The sequence below is a fragment of the Arthrobacter sp. JDC6 genome (assembly GCF_056484025.1).
Map to the genome: position 1 here is coordinate 175,978 of NZ_CM151278.1, position 14,136 is coordinate 190,113.

General features: G+C 66.8%; 16 protein-coding genes. 12 read left to right on the forward strand and 4 right to left on the reverse strand.

From position 1 onward, the window contains the following. Window positions 1-28: 28 nt before the first annotated feature. From ACV095_RS00865 to ACV095_RS00895, 7 genes are all read left to right on the forward strand, one after another. Window positions 29-1,117 (forward strand): iron-siderophore ABC transporter substrate-binding protein, encoded by a 1,089-nt coding sequence (locus tag ACV095_RS00865; protein ID WP_478222693.1) that lies wholly within the window; start codon window positions 29-31, stop codon window positions 1,115-1,117. A 13-nt stretch (window positions 1,118-1,130) separates the two neighbouring features. Then, complete coding sequence (locus tag ACV095_RS00870) at window positions 1,131-2,210, forward strand: FecCD family ABC transporter permease (protein ID WP_478222694.1); 1,080 nt, start codon at window positions 1,131-1,133, stop codon at window positions 2,208-2,210. Beyond that, the gene (locus tag ACV095_RS00875; protein ID WP_156400195.1) at window positions 2,210-3,241 is read left to right on the forward strand and encodes a FecCD family ABC transporter permease; all 1,032 of its coding nucleotides are present in this window, start codon (window positions 2,210-2,212) and stop codon (window positions 3,239-3,241) included. Before ACV095_RS00870 ends, ACV095_RS00875 begins: the two co-directional genes overlap by 1 nt. Window position 3,242: 1 nt before the next feature. Further along, window positions 3,243-4,055, forward strand: coding sequence for an ABC transporter ATP-binding protein (locus tag ACV095_RS00880; RefSeq protein ID WP_478222695.1), 813 nt, complete (start codon window positions 3,243-3,245; stop codon window positions 4,053-4,055). Between the two features lie 59 nt (window positions 4,056-4,114). Beyond that, window positions 4,115-5,137 carry a siderophore-interacting protein gene (locus tag ACV095_RS00885; protein ID WP_478222696.1) on the forward strand — a complete coding sequence of 341 codons (1,023 nt, stop codon included), beginning with the start codon at window positions 4,115-4,117 and terminating at the stop codon, window positions 5,135-5,137. 180 nt (window positions 5,138-5,317) lie between these two features. Continuing rightward, the gene (locus tag ACV095_RS00890) at window positions 5,318-7,513 is read left to right on the forward strand and encodes a CBM96 family carbohydrate-binding protein (RefSeq protein WP_478222697.1); all 2,196 of its coding nucleotides are present in this window, start codon (window positions 5,318-5,320) and stop codon (window positions 7,511-7,513) included. A 99-nt stretch (window positions 7,514-7,612) separates the two neighbouring features. After that, window positions 7,613-8,458: an SGNH/GDSL hydrolase family protein gene (locus tag ACV095_RS00895; RefSeq protein ID WP_026266174.1), complete on the forward strand. Its 846-nt coding sequence runs from the start codon at window positions 7,613-7,615 to the stop codon at window positions 8,456-8,458. 14 nt (window positions 8,459-8,472) lie between these two features. Here the strand turns inward: ACV095_RS00895 and ACV095_RS00900 are convergent, their stop codons facing one another. Beyond that, complete coding sequence (locus ACV095_RS00900) at window positions 8,473-8,778, reverse strand: YciI family protein (RefSeq protein WP_018771909.1); 306 nt, start codon at window positions 8,776-8,778, stop codon at window positions 8,473-8,475. Between the two features lie 60 nt (window positions 8,779-8,838). Here ACV095_RS00900 and ACV095_RS00905 point away from each other — a divergent pair, with 60 nt between their 5' ends. Next, complete coding sequence (locus ACV095_RS00905) at window positions 8,839-9,336, forward strand: MarR family winged helix-turn-helix transcriptional regulator (protein WP_026266173.1); 498 nt, start codon at window positions 8,839-8,841, stop codon at window positions 9,334-9,336. 43 nt (window positions 9,337-9,379) lie between these two features. After that, window positions 9,380-10,141: an SGNH/GDSL hydrolase family protein gene (locus tag ACV095_RS00910; RefSeq protein ID WP_018771907.1), complete on the forward strand. Its 762-nt coding sequence runs from the start codon at window positions 9,380-9,382 to the stop codon at window positions 10,139-10,141. 30 nt (window positions 10,142-10,171) lie between these two features. On the opposite strand, the gene ACV095_RS00915 is transcribed toward ACV095_RS00910, so the two are convergent. From ACV095_RS00915 to ACV095_RS00925, 3 genes are read right to left on the reverse strand one after another with little or no spacing between them, the layout of a single operon-like run. After that, window positions 10,172-10,948, reverse strand: coding sequence for an FAD:protein FMN transferase (locus ACV095_RS00915; RefSeq protein WP_478223492.1), 777 nt, complete (start codon window positions 10,946-10,948; stop codon window positions 10,172-10,174). 28 nt (window positions 10,949-10,976) lie between these two features. After that, window positions 10,977-11,426, reverse strand: coding sequence for an FMN-binding protein (locus ACV095_RS00920; protein ID WP_018771905.1), 450 nt, complete (start codon window positions 11,424-11,426; stop codon window positions 10,977-10,979). Then, window positions 11,423-12,895: a ferredoxin reductase family protein gene (locus ACV095_RS00925; RefSeq protein WP_026266171.1), complete on the reverse strand. Its 1,473-nt coding sequence runs from the start codon at window positions 12,893-12,895 to the stop codon at window positions 11,423-11,425. Before ACV095_RS00925 ends, ACV095_RS00920 begins: the two co-directional genes overlap by 4 nt. Before the next feature lie 318 nt (window positions 12,896-13,213). Here ACV095_RS00925 and rpmB point away from each other — a divergent pair, with 318 nt between their 5' ends. Genes rpmB through rpsN form a run of 3 tightly spaced genes read left to right on the forward strand, consistent with a single transcriptional unit; the run spans window position 13,214 to window position 13,925 of the window. Next, the gene (gene rpmB / locus ACV095_RS00930) at window positions 13,214-13,450 is read left to right on the forward strand and encodes a 50S ribosomal protein L28 (protein WP_013602738.1); all 237 of its coding nucleotides are present in this window, start codon (window positions 13,214-13,216) and stop codon (window positions 13,448-13,450) included. Next, a complete protein-coding gene (gene rpmG / locus ACV095_RS00935) occupies window positions 13,450-13,617 on the forward strand; it encodes a 50S ribosomal protein L33 (protein WP_013602737.1) in 168 nt (55 codons plus the stop codon). Before rpmB ends, rpmG begins: the two co-directional genes overlap by 1 nt. Window positions 13,618-13,619: 2 nt before the next feature. Beyond that, entirely contained in the window at window positions 13,620-13,925 is a 306-nt protein-coding gene (gene rpsN / locus ACV095_RS00940) for a 30S ribosomal protein S14 (protein WP_009358853.1), read from the forward strand. The last annotated feature ends 211 nt before the right edge of the window (window positions 13,926-14,136 follow it).

The window sequence follows — 14,136 nt, forward strand, 5'->3', positions numbered from 1 at the left end:
TTTCCAGCAGCCTGATCCAAGGAGCCCCGTGACGTCCCCCCTCTTTTCCGGCCCTCTCTCCACCCGCCGGACGCTTTTCTCTTCCGCCGGCAAGGCGGCTGCGGTGCTCGCCGCGGCAGCCTTGACCCTGTCCGCCTGCAGCACGGGTCCGGCCTCTTCAGTGGCTGGCACGGGCGGCACCGGCAGCAGCACCCAGTTCCCGGTGACCATCGGCCATGCATTCGGCCAAACCACCATCGAGAAGCAGCCCGCGCGCGTGGCGACGGTTTCATGGGTGAACGACGACGTCGCGATTGCCCTCGGCGTGGTGCCCGTCGGTATCCCCAGGAACGAGTGGGGTGGCAATGACAAGGGGTCCACCCCCTGGAAGGACGCGGCGCTCGAAAAGCTGGGGGCCGGATTCGGATCGGCCAAGGCCCCCGTCCAGTACTCGGAGGCGGACGGCATCAACTTCACGGAAATCGCCAAGCTCGCCCCGGACGTCATCCTCGCCGCCTACTCCGGCCTCACCGAGGAGGACTACAGGAAGCTCAGCGAAATCGCCCCCGTGGTGGCGCACCCGGAAGTGGCCTACGGAACCTCGTGGCAGGACTCCACCACCATCATCGGCAAGGCCCTGGGCAAGGAAGCGGAAGCGGCCAAGCTGGTCTCCGACACCGAGACCACCGTTAAGGACAAGGTCTCCCAGTACCCGCAGATCCAGGGCAAGAGCTTTATCTACGGCAACCTGGAGCCCGCCCGGGGTGACGGCGTCAACGTCTACACCGCCAACGACAACCGTCCCCGCTTCCTCACCGAAATCGGCATGACCCTGGCCCCGGTGGTCGCGGAGAACTCCAAGGGTTCCAAGGAGTTCTACCTTTCCTGGTCCGCCGAGAAGACGAACGAACTGCAGTCGGACATCTTCGTCACCTGGGTTCCCGACGCGTCCACCGCGGAGGCCATCAAGGCTGATCCGCTGCTCGGGCAGATCCCGGCCATCAGGAAGGGCGCCCTGGTGGCCGACCAGGACAACACCCTGACCCTGTCCATCTCGGCGTCGTCGCCGCTGAGCCTGCCGTGGTCGCTGGATACGTTCCTGCCGCAGTTGGCCACGGCGGCGGATGCAGTGAAGTAGGGGCCGCGCCTTCATGGGTACGACGACGGTACGTCCGGCCGCCGGCACGGGCACCCAGGTGCGGGCCGGGGCAGCCGCTGCTCCCGTCTGCGGTGTTGCGCCGGGAACGCGAGCCGCCTGGCTGACCGGCGCCGTCGTCGTGCTGGCGCTGGTGGCCGGGGCATCGCTGGCCGTGGGGGCCCGGGAGGTTCCCCTTGCGACGGTATGGCAGGCCCTTTCCGCGTTCGATCCCGCCAACGGTGACCATGCCGTGGTGCTGGCCCGCATTCCGCGCACGGTCCTGGGCCTGCTGGCCGGCGGCGCGCTGGGCCTGGCCGGGGCCGCGATGCAGGGAGTTGCCCGCAATCCGCTGGCCGACCCCGGCATTCTTGGCGTCAACGCCGGAGCCGCCCTGGCGGTGGTCGCCGGCATTTACATCTTCGGTGTGGCCACCTTCTCCGGCTACGTTTGGTTCGCCTTGATTGGGGCCGCTGCTGCCGCAGTGGTGGTATACCTCATCGCCTCGCTGGGCAGGGAGGGAGCCACCCCGGTCAAGCTCGCGCTGGCCGGAGCCGCGCTCAGCGCCGGACTGTCCTCGCTCATGAACATCATCCTGGTCTCCAGCCAGGACACCCTGGACAGGTTCCGCTTTTGGCAGGTGGGCGGCATCGCGGGCCGTGACTGGACCGTACTCCTGCCCGGCCTGCCGATCCTGGCCGCCGGTGCGCTCATCGTGCTCCTGGCCGGCCGCACCCTCAACAGCCTGGCGCTGGGGGACGACATCGCGCGGGGGCTTGGCCGGCGCGTCGGGCCCTCGCGGGCCCTGGTGGCCCTGGGCATCGTCCTGCTCTGCGGCACCGCCACGGCATTGGCGGGCCCCATCGGCTTTGTGGGCCTGGTGGTACCGCATGCCGTGCGTGTCCTCACCGGGCCCGACTACCGCTGGATCCTGGCCTTCTCCCTGGTGGCGGCTCCGGTCCTGCTCCTGGCCGCCGACATTCTTGGGCGGGTGGTGCTGCCGCCGGGCGAAGTCCCGGCCGGCATCATGACCGCCCTCATCGGTGCGCCGGTGTTCGTGTGGCTGATCCGCCGCGGAAAGGGGGCCGGGCTGTGATGGCCAAGGGGGCCGGCAACCGGACCGCCGTGCTGGGCGCCGCCGTCGTGCTCCTGTTTTTCGTATCCGTCCTGCTGGGCAGCTACACGGTGACCGTTCCGGACTTCTTCGCCATCGTCTTCAACCATGTGACGGGCGGCGCCAGGATTCCGGGCGCCAGCTTCATCGTGATGGAGAACAAGCTTCCGCGGGCCGTCATCGGCACCATGACCGGGACTGCCTTCGGGCTGGCCGGCGCCCTGTTCCAGACCATGCTGCGGAACCCCCTGGCCAGCCCCGACGTCATCGGCATCAGCTCCGGGGCCAGCGCGGCGGCGGTGGTTGCGATTGTCATCTTCGGCGCCTCCGGTGCGCTGGTTTCCGGGGCGGCGCTGGCGGGTGCACTGGCCGTGGCAGGCCTGATCCATGCGATCTCCAGCGGCGGTGCCACCCGCAGGGCAGGCCGGGGGAGCGCCGCCGGAAACCGGCTGGTCCTTGCCGGCGTCGGGATCGCTGCCGCCCTGCACGCAGTGGTCAGCTTCCTGATGACCCGCGCTGACATCCGCACTGCCGCCGACGTCCTGGTCTGGCTCAATGGATCCCTGAACTCCGCCAACTGGGACCGGGCCGGCGTCCTGTTCCTGGCGCTCGCGGTGCTGGTTCCCGCCGTTGTGCTCATCGCCGGTCCGCTCCGCATCCTGGAACTGGGTGATGATGCCGCGGCCGGGCTGGGGGTCCGCGTCAATGCCGCACGCCTGGCGCTGGTGGCCATCGCGGTATCGCTCGCGGCAGTGGCGACGGCGGCCGCAGGGCCGGTGTCGTTCGTCGCCTTCCTGGCCGCTCCCATCGCGCGCCGCTTCGCCGGCAAGGCCAGCCTGCCGGCGTCGGCCCTGGTGGGCGCCCTGATTGTCCTGGCGGCAGACTATGTTGCCGCCAACCTGGCACCCCTGTTCCTAAACGGCACCGTCCTGCCGGTGGGTGTTGTCACCGGCGCGCTCGGCGCCCCCTTCCTGCTGTGGCTCCTGGTCACGGCCAACCGAAAGGATGCCTGACGTGGCACTTCTCGAAGCACGCGACCTGACGCTCACGTACGGCCAGCGCTGTGTGGCGGACGGGCTCAACGTCCGGATTCCCGAGGGCAGGGTGACCATGATCGTGGGTGCCAACGCGTGCGGAAAGTCCACCCTGCTCCGCGGGCTGTCCCGGCTCCTGAAGCCCGCCGGCGGCACCGTGACCCTGGACGGCAGGGACATCCACACCCGTCCGGCCCGTGAACTGGCCCGGACCCTCGGCCTGCTTCCCCAGCACCCCACCGCCCCGGACGGCATCACCGTCCGAGACCTGGTGGGACGCGGGCGCTACCCGCACCAGGGTTTCTTCCGGAGCAGGAGTGACAAGGACGACGCCGCCGTGCAGCGCGCGCTGGAAGCCACCGGGACGCTGGACCTCGCCGGGCGTGACGTGGACGAACTGTCCGGCGGCCAGCGGCAGCGGGCCTGGATTGCCATGGCACTCGCCCAGGAAACCGACGTCCTGCTGCTGGACGAACCCACCACCTACCTTGACCTGGCCCACCAGGTGGAGGTCCTGGACCTGGTAACGGACCTCAACCGCAGACGGGGTATCACCGTGGCAATCGTCCTGCACGACCTCAATCTGGCGGCCCGCTACGCGGACCACGTCATCGCCATGAAGGACGGCACCGTGACAGCGGTGGGGTCCCCGCGCGAGGTGGTGACGGAAGGACTGGTCCGCCACGTCTTCGGCCTGGAGAGCCGGGTCATCCCGGACCCCGTTTCGGCCACCCCGCTGATCATCCCCATCGGCCGCCACCACACTGCCTACGAACTGGAGCCCGTCCCATGACGACCCGCGACACCGCCCGAGCACAAACGGCAACTGCACAACCGGCAAGTGCCCAGCCGATGACCACCCAGCCGATGAGTCTCGCCTTTGAGGTCACCGTTTCCTCCGTCCAGCAGCTCAGCCCCACCTTCCGCAGGATCACGTTCGGTAGCTACGCGCTGCGTGACTTCGGCGTCCAAGGCCACACCCTGGACCTCCGGATCAAGCTCCTGATTCCGTCCCTGGCCCCGGACGGCTCGCAGCTGCCGCTGCCGGCCGTCAACACCGGCCAGCCCGGCTGGTATCGGGATTGGCTGGCCATGGACCCGGAGGTGCGCGGCTCGATGCGGACCTACACCGTCCGTGAGGCGCGGCTGGACGCGGTCTATCCGGAGATCGACGTGGACTTTGCGATGCACAAGGACGGGCCGCACAACAGCGGGCCGGCCGCGGACTGGGCCCTGAAGGCCAAACCCGGTGACGCCCTCACCATCATCGGGCCCAACAACCGTGCCGCCCACTGCATCACCGCCGGGACATACTCCGGCATCGAATGGCGGCCCGGCCTGGCCCAGCGCATCCTCCTTGCCGGTGACGAAACCGCAGTTCCCGCCATCTCCGCCATCCTCGAAACCCTCCCGCCGTACATGAGCGGGCACGCCCTCCTGGAGGTTCCCCAGGCCGGCGACTTCCTTGAACTGCAGTCCCCGGCGGACATCGAGATCACGTGGCTTGCCCGCGGCGCCGTCATCGGCCGCTCCCGGCCGCACGGCCAGCTGCTGCAGGAGGCCGTACGCACAGCAGTCCCCGTGCCGGGCTGGGTGGGCATCAAAGCGGACGGCGGCGGCGCCGGCCCGGAGCCCGAAGACGTCAACGTGGACACGGACATCCTCTGGGAAACCCCCGCACGCCTCGAAACGGGGGACATCGGCGCCGCCGGCAACCCCGGAATGCCCGCCGGCGCCATGCCCTTCTACGCCTGGATCGCCGGCGAAGCCGCCGTCATCAAGGACCTGCGGCGCTACCTGGTGCGCGACGTGGGGATGGACCGGAAACAGGTGGCCTTCATGGGTTACTGGCGGCAGGGCAAAGCCGAAGGCTAACCCCGGCCCGCTCGGCGCCTCCGCGCAGTAACACAAATTTTCAGCAATTGCCAATTAAGGAAATTGCTGTGTCATAGGGTGTGACACGCGTATGCTTCGGATATTTCAACTGGAACATTAAGGTCTCATTCCATGAAAACTATCCTGCGGCCAGCTGTTTCCGTCCTGACACTCTTAGTCATGCTCGCCTCACTTGCCGTAGTGGGCAGCGTGGCGAACGCGGTGGGAGCGCTGACATTCGCGCCGACCGCCGACAGTTATGTCCAGGCCGACCGGCCAACGGAGAACTTCGGGACCAGTGTGCGTTGGTCCACGGAGGGCCGGACAAGCATCTCGCGGAGCAGTCTCCTGCGGTTCAACGTCCAGGTCCCCGCCGGGGAACACGTCGTCTCGGCAAAGCTGCGGGCATATTCTGAGGCGGCGGCAACGTCGACCGAGTTTGTGGACGTTTACACCACCAGCGGCACATGGGCCGAAACGGGCGTCACCTGGAACAACGCACCGGCCCGCGGGAGTTGGCTGGCCAAGGCCGGCGGGTTCGCCACGGGGGCCTGGGTGGAATGGGACGTTACCAAGGGCGTCGGCGCCACCGGCGGCGAGCAGAACTTCCGGCTCGAATCCAGCGCGCAGAAATGGCTGGGCTTCAAATCGAACCAGGCCCTGGACGCGGCACTCCGCCCAAAGCTGGTTGTCACCACCGCCGCTGACGCCGTGGTGACAAGCCCCGCCCCGACGCCAACCCCCACCCCTACCTCCACCCCTGCGCCCGCGCCCGTTGATGCGGGCGGAGTCCAGGCTGCTGCCACGCAGAACTGGGGCGCACCTGTGGCCGGGGACGAGTTCAACTACACCGGAGCCCCGGACGCCACCAAATGGAGCGTGTACAACAGCGCAGGGCACGCCGGCCAAGGCATCCGCAGCCCGCAGCAGGTAACAGTGGACGGTTCCAAGATGGTCATGAGCGGGACCCCGGACGGGACCACTGCCGGCATGTCCGCGAAGTTCGCCAAACAAAAGTACGGGCGGTGGGAAGTCCGCGCCGCCGGGTCGGGCGACAATGAGTACCATATGGTTTCGATCCTGTGGCCGGACAGCGGAAACTGGCCTTGCGACGGCGAAGTGGATTACGCGGAAACAACGGGCGCCTGGAACGTGATCAACTTCTTCCAGCACTTCTCCTGCAGCAACTCCCAGACCAGGGCCAGCAAGACGCTGGACGTGACCCAGTTCCACAACTACGCAGTGGACTGGTCCCCCGCCGGGATGGTCGGATACGTGGATGGCGTGAAATGGTTCGAGGACACCGACCCCACCCACCAGCCTCCGGGCAGTATGCACCAGACGCTGCAACTGGACTGGTTCCCTGATTCCACTGCTGACGGTGCTGCGGAAATGCGCGTGGACTGGATACGTGTCTACCCGGCCGCCGGCGGGACGAGCCCCACCCCGACTCCAACCCCCACCCCGACTCCAACCCCGGCGCCTACCACGCCGCCGGCGGGTGATTCCTTCGAGTTCGCCGCTGTTGGCGACATGAACCCCTCAGGAAATACGTCCACGAGTTCGGCGTCCGGCAAGAACGCTGCCAGCATCATCAGCGGCCTCAACGATGGTTCGTTGGATAATTTCCTTGCCATCGGCGATTTCCAGTACGACAAGGGGACCTGCTCGGCGCTTGGAGCGTGGAACACGCTGTGGGGCGGGTTGAAAGCCAAGACGTACTGGACCACGGGCCCCAACCACGATGTGGAGCCGGGTGTGAACGATGACGTGGACCGGTTCATGGACGGCCAGTGCGTCAACACCACCAAGTCCGCTACCAGCACCACTCTGGGCCGGTTCCAGGATGCGCTGGAGTGGTATTCGTTCGATAAGGGGAACTGGCATATCCTGGTGGCGCCCACGGCCACATGGCGCTACAACGTGGCCCGGGCGCAGGCGATGACCGCCGAAATGGACGCTGACCTGAAGGCGGCCAAGGCCGCGGGGAAGCATCTGGCGGCCGTCTACCACGACCCGTATTTCACGTCCGACACATCCAGCCACACACGCTTCACCCAGGCGAAGCCCTGGATCGACATGTTCTGGAACAACCGGGTGAAAGTCCTGCTGTCCGGGTCCCAGCACAACTATGAGCGGACCTGCCCGGTGAACAACGCCGACCAATGCGTCCCCGACGGCATGCAGCAGTTCCAGGTGTCCACCGGCGGTATCGGCCTCCGATCGTTCGCGAGCAACCCGGCCTACGTCCAGCGGAAGTTCAGTGATACCTGGGGCCACCTGAGGATGAGCCTGAAAGCGGACGGCTCCTACACCTGGGAGTTCCGTCCGGTTTACGGAGGAATGCAGACGGACAGCGGGTCCCGGACGCCATAAGCGCTCCACCGGATCCCGCAACGCTTTCCCAGGCTCCCGCTCACTTACTGTTCATCCCGGCGTCGTCCTTGCTTTTCCCAGCGCCGCTACGTTGGGGCGGTGGTGACTGGATCCTTGCTTCCTGACTCCGGGCGGCGGGTGTTTGTGGCCCTTGGCGACTCCTTCACCGAAGGCGTGGGGGACCGGGATGAGCGGCTGCCCAACGGGGTGCGGGGGTGGGCCGACAGGGTTGCCGAGAAGCTCGCCAAGGCGCAGCCGGGGTGGAAGTACGCCAACCTGGCCATCAGGAGCAAGCGGCTGCGGCACATCATCGACGAGCAGCTGGAGCCGGCACTGCGGATGCGGCCAACACTGGTGACCTTGTACGCCGGCGGTAACGACATCCTGGACCTGAAGACCGATATGCCCGCGCTCATGGCGGACTATGAACAGCTTGTTGCCCAGCTCGCCGGCACGGGGGCCACAGTGGTCCTCTTCACGGGGTTCGACGTCAAGGTTTCCGCGCTCCTGGAGCCGTTGAAGAAACGCAACGCCTACTACAACCAGCGGGTGCGGGACATCGCGGAAAAGTACGGGGCCGTGCTGGTGGACTACTGGTGCCTGGATGCCTTCCACGACGCCAGGATGTGGGACTCTGACCGGCTCCACATGTCCAAGGCCGGGCACAAATACCTGGCCGGGCAGGTGCTGGACCAGCTGGGCGTGCCGCACAAGATCAAACCCAGGGACTGGGAGCCACCACCAAGGTTGGGCCTGCGCGAATGGGAACGGCGCCAGCGGCGCTGGGTCCATGACTGGGTCCTGCCGCTCTTTGGCCGCAAGCTCCGCGGGGTGACGCTGGGGGACAGGCTCAGCCCGCGCTGGCCCAAGCCTGTGAAGGTGCCGCGGAAAGGTGGCCTGAAGAAGCTCGCCGCAGAAGGGTACGACGGCGGCAGCCCACCCTAGCGGCCTGCGTCACCTTAGGTGGTTTGCGCGGGCGGGGTGTCCAACAGGTTTTCGAACCCCGGGGCCACCCGGCCGGCGTGGAACTCCAGCACCTCGAAGTCGGCCACGCCGTTGATGTAGAACGGGTCCTGCGCAAGGCTCGCGTCAAGGGTTTCCCGTTCAGCCTGCGAGAGCAGCAGCCCTCCAGTGCGGGGAATCTTGCGGCCGGCGGCAATGAAGACACCGTCGTCGAACGCCTTTTGCAGCCAGGCGATGTGGGCGTCGTTGTGGAAGTCGACGATCTCCTGCGGCACGCGGTAGGTGAGGGAGACAACATACATGGGGCAAGCCTACCGGTGCCGCTTCCAGCTACTTGAAAGATCAATCGTAGAATGGGGGCCATGACCGAACCCCGCTGGCTCAACGCTGACGAACGCCGCGCCTGGCTGGCGCTGGTGAGCATCAATACGCTGCTGCCGGCGGCCCTCGACACCAGGCTGCATGCGGCCGGGAAGCTGTCGCTCTTCGACTACACGGTCCTTGCCATGCTGTCCGAGGCAGACGACCGGTTCCTGCCCATGAGTGAGCTCGCCGCCCGCAGCAGCGCTTCACTGTCCCGGCTTTCGCATGTGGTGACCAAGCTGCAGAAGCGCGGCTGGGTGGAGCGGCGTCCCCACCCCCATGACGCAAGGGTGACCACCGCGCACCTCACGGAGGAAGGCATGGCCACCATCGTTGGGCTGGCCCCGGGCCATGTTGAGGACGTCCGCGACCTGTTCCTCGATGCCCTGACCGGGCAGGATGTGCTGGACCTGGCGCGGATCGGCGAGAAAGTGGTGGGACGCCTGGACAAGGACCACTGGATCCTGCGCGAAACCCAGCCTGACCAAGCGACATAACCGGCGATTGGTTGCTTCCGGCAACGGATGGCAAACTAACCGCATGGATTTCACTTCCCGGTTCGTGGCCCTTGGCGACTCGTTTACCGAAGGCGTCGGTGACGACGACCCCACCCGCCCCAACGGGGTCCGCGGCTGGGCGGACCGGGTGGCGGAGCAGCTCTGCGCCGCTGATCCGGATTTCGGCTACGCCAACCTGGCCATCCGCGGCAGGAAGCTTCGGCAGATCGTGGCCGAGCAGGTGGACGCCGCCGTCGAACTTAAACCCACGCTGGTGAGCATCTACGCCGGGGCCAATGACATCCTCCGCCCGCGCGTGGACATCGATGACCTCCTGGTGGAGTACAACGACGCCGTCGGGAAGCTGGCGGCCACCGGCGCCACTGTGGTGATGTTCACGGGTTTCGATGCCCGGGGTTCAAAGGTGTTCGGCACCATGCGCGGCCGCACCGCCATCTACAACGAACTGGTCCGCGGAATCGCAGGGGACCACGGCGCCCTGCTGGTGGATTACTGGCGCTTCAGCGAGTACTACGACTGGGGCATGTGGGCCCACGACCGGATGCACATGTCCGCCGCCGGCCACGCCAACATGGCCAAGCGCGTCCTCGAGGTCCTTAAGTACGACCATTCCATCGACGTCCCGCCGATGACCCCTGTTCCGGAGTTGAGCGGCGCCGACGCCCTCCGCGCCAACGCCCGGTGGTTCCGCGAGTACGCCGCGCCGTGGGTGGTCCGGCGCGTCACCGGCAAGTCGTCCGGCGACAACCTGCAGCCCAAGTACGCCCAGCTCACCCGGCTGTAGCGGTTGTAGCGGCGGTGGGGCGCGGGCGGTTCAGGCGGGATGGAAGGCCGGAGTCGCCAGCGTGGAGCCGTCAGCGCGGATCGCCAGCACGGCAACATCCCAGGTGTCCGTGGCGCGGTTCAGCATCTGTGTTCCGCCGGCGACGATCGCCGTGGCCAGCACGTCGGCGGTGACAATGTCCGCGGCGGCCACGGTGACCTGGACAAACCCGGCGCCGCGTCCCACCCGCCAAATGTGCTCACCGCGTTCAGCGGAGCCGGAGGTGGCGATCGCACTGTGCCGGCTGCCCGCGCCCAGTGCGTAGCCGGTAATCAGGGTTTGGCGGTCCGCCGGATCCACGATGCCGGCTTTCCAGGGCTCGGCGCTGCCGGGGCGTGGTGAGCCGCTGACCAACACGTCGCCCCCGGCATTCAGGCACCAATCGTGCCGGCCCAGGGCCTTGAGCGACGTGCCCACCTCGCGGATGGCATGACCCTTGATGATCCCGGACAGGTCCAGGACGCCGTCAGGCCGTTCCGGGGTGAAGGCGCCCTCCGTGCGCAGCCGCCATTCGTGCGCCTCGGCGTACCGCTCTCGCATCCGGGCTGAGGCGCCCCGCAGCATCAGCTCGCCGCGGGCCAGCCTGGCCGCTTCCGAATCCGGGCGGTACAGGCTGAATTGTTCGTCCAGGTCGCGGAAAAGGCGTTCGACGACGGCGGTGGCGGCAGCCAGCTCATCGAGCCCAGGCTGCCCTTCCGCAGGGGAGCTGACGGGCAGCGTCAGCCCGATGACCGTGCCCATGCATTCAAAGGTGCGGGCCTTCAGCATGGCGGCGGGGGTTGCGGCGTCCAGGGGGCTAGAGGTGGGCTGCATCGATGGCCGCCTGGACTGAGGTCAGGTACGCGTCGCTGGTAATGGTGGCGCCGCTGACGGTCTGGACATCCGCCGACTGCGCCGCGAGGACCTTGCTCCGGAGCAGGGGTGCCGCGCGGTTGCTGATCTGGATGGATTTGCCATCGGTGTTGGTGAGCTGGAGGGCGGTGATATCCGTGATCTTCCCGTTGGCCACCGTAATCTGGACCTGCACGGGACCGAACCGGGTCTGCACGGCGGTTCCCTTATAGGTGCCGGAAGCCGAGGTGCCCGAAGAGCCGGACGTACCCGTACCCGTCGAGCCCGTGGTGCCTGTCGCCGTCGTGCTTGATGCGACGGTGCTGATGCCGCCTGCCTGGGTGCCTGTTTGCCATCCCGCCAGGAGGATCCCGGCGGAGGCCAGGGCCGCTGCAACTGTTCCGCGTATTTTCACCAGTCAAACCTTTCGTGATGGATCTGTTCCCCGGAGACGCCGGCTTTCCCGGCATCCGCCATGACGTTGGCCGCCCACGCCGCCGGGCCGCAGACGTAGACGTCCGCATCCGCGATGTCAGGCACGTAGGAGGTGAGGCTGTAGCCGTTCCGCACGGCGTCCCCGGGAAGCCAGGTGGAGTGGCCGTGGGCCCTCGGCCCGGTGAGGTGGAAGAGCCGGACCCCCCTGGCCTGGCAGAGGTCGAGGATTTCGCTGCCCAGGTACAGCTCCTGGTCGGTGTGGCCGCGGAGCAGGACTGTCGCCTCGCCGGGAGCAAACGGCGTGGTTTCCAGCAGTGCGCGCAGGGGTGTGATGCCGATGCCGGCCCCGATCATCACCACCTTGTTCCTGGTCCTGGCAGCCGTGCTGAGCAGTCCGTAGGGACCCTCCAGCGCCACCTTGGTCCCCTTCCGCAGCCGCAGGAGCTGGGCGGAGCCGCTGCCAAGGTTCCGTACGGTGACCCGCAGCGTCCCCTGGCCGTCCGGGCCCTGGAAGACGGGTTCGGCGGACAGGCTGAACGGGTGGGGATGCCACCACAGTCCCGGAGCCAGGAAGCGCCAGATGAAGAACCGTCCGCCCGTGCCCGCCAGCTGGTCCAGTTTCCGGCCATTCATGACGATGTTCACCACGCCCGGCGCCACGGCCTCCACGCGGGCCACCGACAGTTGGTGCCGCGCCGTGGCCAGTACCGGTTCCAGTACCCGGAAATACACCAGGGCAGCGCCGGTGTAGATGCAAATGGCCAGCCAGTACCAGCGCTGCCATGTGCCTGCCGCAAAGAGGCCTCCCACGCTGAACTGGTGGGGCAGCGACGTTGCCACCGCGGCGTAGGTCAGGAGGTGCACCACATACCAGAACTCGTACGGGAAACGACGCCGCACAGCCACCAGGGACGTGACGACGACCGCGATGAACAGCGCCATGGAGACAAACGCCAGCCACATGTCCGGCACCTGCACCCAAAGGTTGACGGACTCGGTGAACGGATCCAGTCCTTCGGCCATGCCGTACCCAGCCGCGACCAGGAGGCCGTGTGCCAGAAGCAGGTACAGCGAAGGCTTTCCCAGCTTCCCGTGGAACTCCAGCGCGCGGTCGTGGCCGATGGTGCGGTCAATGAAGGGAATCCTCGCGGCCAGCAGCAGCATGAGCAGGACCAGGTCCATGCCCGCCAGCCCGGCCACGATGCCCGCCGCCGTGAACAGGGACGCCGGCGACGTGATCGCGGTGGCCCCGCCGTCGGCAAGCCAGAGGGCAATTGCGGCGGCAACGGAGGCCCAGGCAATGACCGTCAGGAGGTCCGTCCGCAGCATGCGCTGCCGGTACTGCCGGGCAAACCAGCCACGGGCGGGCCTCTTCGCTGAAGGTGATGAAGGCTCCGGGCGGCCGGAGCTGCTTGCGGCCGGAGATGCCGGCAGGAGCTGCGTGTTCATGTATCCAAGGTGCTTGGCGAAGCTATGTGCCTGCTGTGAAAAGGACCAACCTGTGGCTGTGACCTTCCGGCGGCCCTTATACACCCGATGACCCCCGATTGGTCTTTAATTGCGCCAACTCGTAGACTTGGTAGGCGCTAAGTGCGCGGAGCGTGCGCAATTGCTCCGGTTGCCCGGTAATTTTCTCCAGGGTGGCCGGTAGTTAGGGGCTCAAGTTGCGTGACTAACCGTTGCCCTTCTGCATTTTTGGGTCGCCCTTAGCAGCATGGTCCAGCAGCAGATATGCGGATCATTACTTTCAATTCTTGAGGAGAAGTCATGGCAGCACACTGCCAAGTGACCGGGGCCGAGCCGGGCTTTGGGCACAGCATTTCGCACTCGCACCGCCGCAACAAGCGTCGGTTCGATCCGAACATCCAGAAGAAGCGCTACTGGGTTCCGTCCCTGCGCCGTAACGTCACGCTGCAGGTCTCTGCACGTGGCATCAAGACCATCGACGTACGCGGCATCGACGTAGTCGTCGCCCAGATCCTGGCTCGTGGGGTGAAGCTCTAGTGGCTAAGGACAAGGACGTACGTCCGATCATCAAGCTCAAGTCGACCGCGGGTACGGGTTACACCTACGTAACCCGCAAGAACCGTCGTAACGATCCGGACCGCATGGTCCTGAAGAAGTACGACCCCAAGATCCGCCAGCACGTCGAATTCCGAGAGGAGCGCTAAACATGGCTAAGAAGTCCAAGATTGCTCGCAACGAGCAGCGCAAGGTCATCGTTGAGCGTTACGCTGCAAAGCGCCTCGAGCTGAAGAAGACCCTGGTTGACGAGAACGCAACCGACGAAGCACGCGAAGCAGCCCGCCTGGGCCTGCAGAAGCTGCCCCGCAACGCGTCCCCGATCCGTCTGCGTAACCGCGACATCATCGACGGCCGCCCCCGCGGTACCTTCCAGAAGTTCGGCATCTCCCGTGTCCGCTTCCGCGACATGGCCCACAAGGGCGAACTCCCGGGCATCACCAAGTCTTCCTGGTAATCCAGCACCGCTGAATCCAGCTGCTTGAGAAGGGCCGGCAACCTTAGGGTTGCCGGCCCTTTTGCTGTCTGCCGTGATGGCTGCCGGATGTGCGGCAGCGCACACAGCGGAATTACGACGGCGGGAGGCCGGCGGGTGCCCCGCATGGCCGTTCCTGCCCCGGAATCCCGGGGAATTGCAGCCATTGGATGAGCGGTTTGCGGTGGGCCAC

Excerpts from the sequence above, each read along its gene's own strand:
- ACV095_RS00870 (WP_478222694.1), top strand. The coding sequence starts at position 1,131 with ATGGGTACGACGACGGTACGTCCGGCCGCCGGCACGGGCACCCAGGTG.
- ACV095_RS00875 (WP_156400195.1), top strand. The coding sequence starts at position 2,210 with ATGGCCAAGGGGGCCGGCAACCGGACCGCCGTGCTGGGCGCCGCCGTC.
- ACV095_RS00885 (WP_478222696.1), top strand. The coding sequence starts at position 4,115 with ATGACCACCCAGCCGATGAGTCTCGCCTTTGAGGTCACCGTTTCCTCC.
- ACV095_RS00890 (WP_478222697.1), top strand. The coding sequence starts at position 5,318 with ATGCTCGCCTCACTTGCCGTAGTGGGCAGCGTGGCGAACGCGGTGGGA.
- ACV095_RS00900 (WP_018771909.1), bottom strand. The coding sequence starts at position 8,778 with ATGTATGTTGTCTCCCTCACCTACCGCGTGCCGCAGGAGATCGTCGAC.
- ACV095_RS00905 (WP_026266173.1), top strand. The coding sequence starts at position 8,839 with ATGACCGAACCCCGCTGGCTCAACGCTGACGAACGCCGCGCCTGGCTG.
- ACV095_RS00910 (WP_018771907.1), top strand. The coding sequence starts at position 9,380 with ATGGATTTCACTTCCCGGTTCGTGGCCCTTGGCGACTCGTTTACCGAA.
- ACV095_RS00915 (WP_478223492.1), bottom strand. The coding sequence starts at position 10,948 with ATGCTGAAGGCCCGCACCTTTGAATGCATGGGCACGGTCATCGGGCTG.
- ACV095_RS00925 (WP_026266171.1), bottom strand. The coding sequence starts at position 12,895 with ATGAACACGCAGCTCCTGCCGGCATCTCCGGCCGCAAGCAGCTCCGGC.
- rpmB (WP_013602738.1), top strand. The coding sequence starts at position 13,214 with ATGGCAGCACACTGCCAAGTGACCGGGGCCGAGCCGGGCTTTGGGCAC.
- rpsN (WP_009358853.1), top strand. The coding sequence starts at position 13,620 with ATGGCTAAGAAGTCCAAGATTGCTCGCAACGAGCAGCGCAAGGTCATC.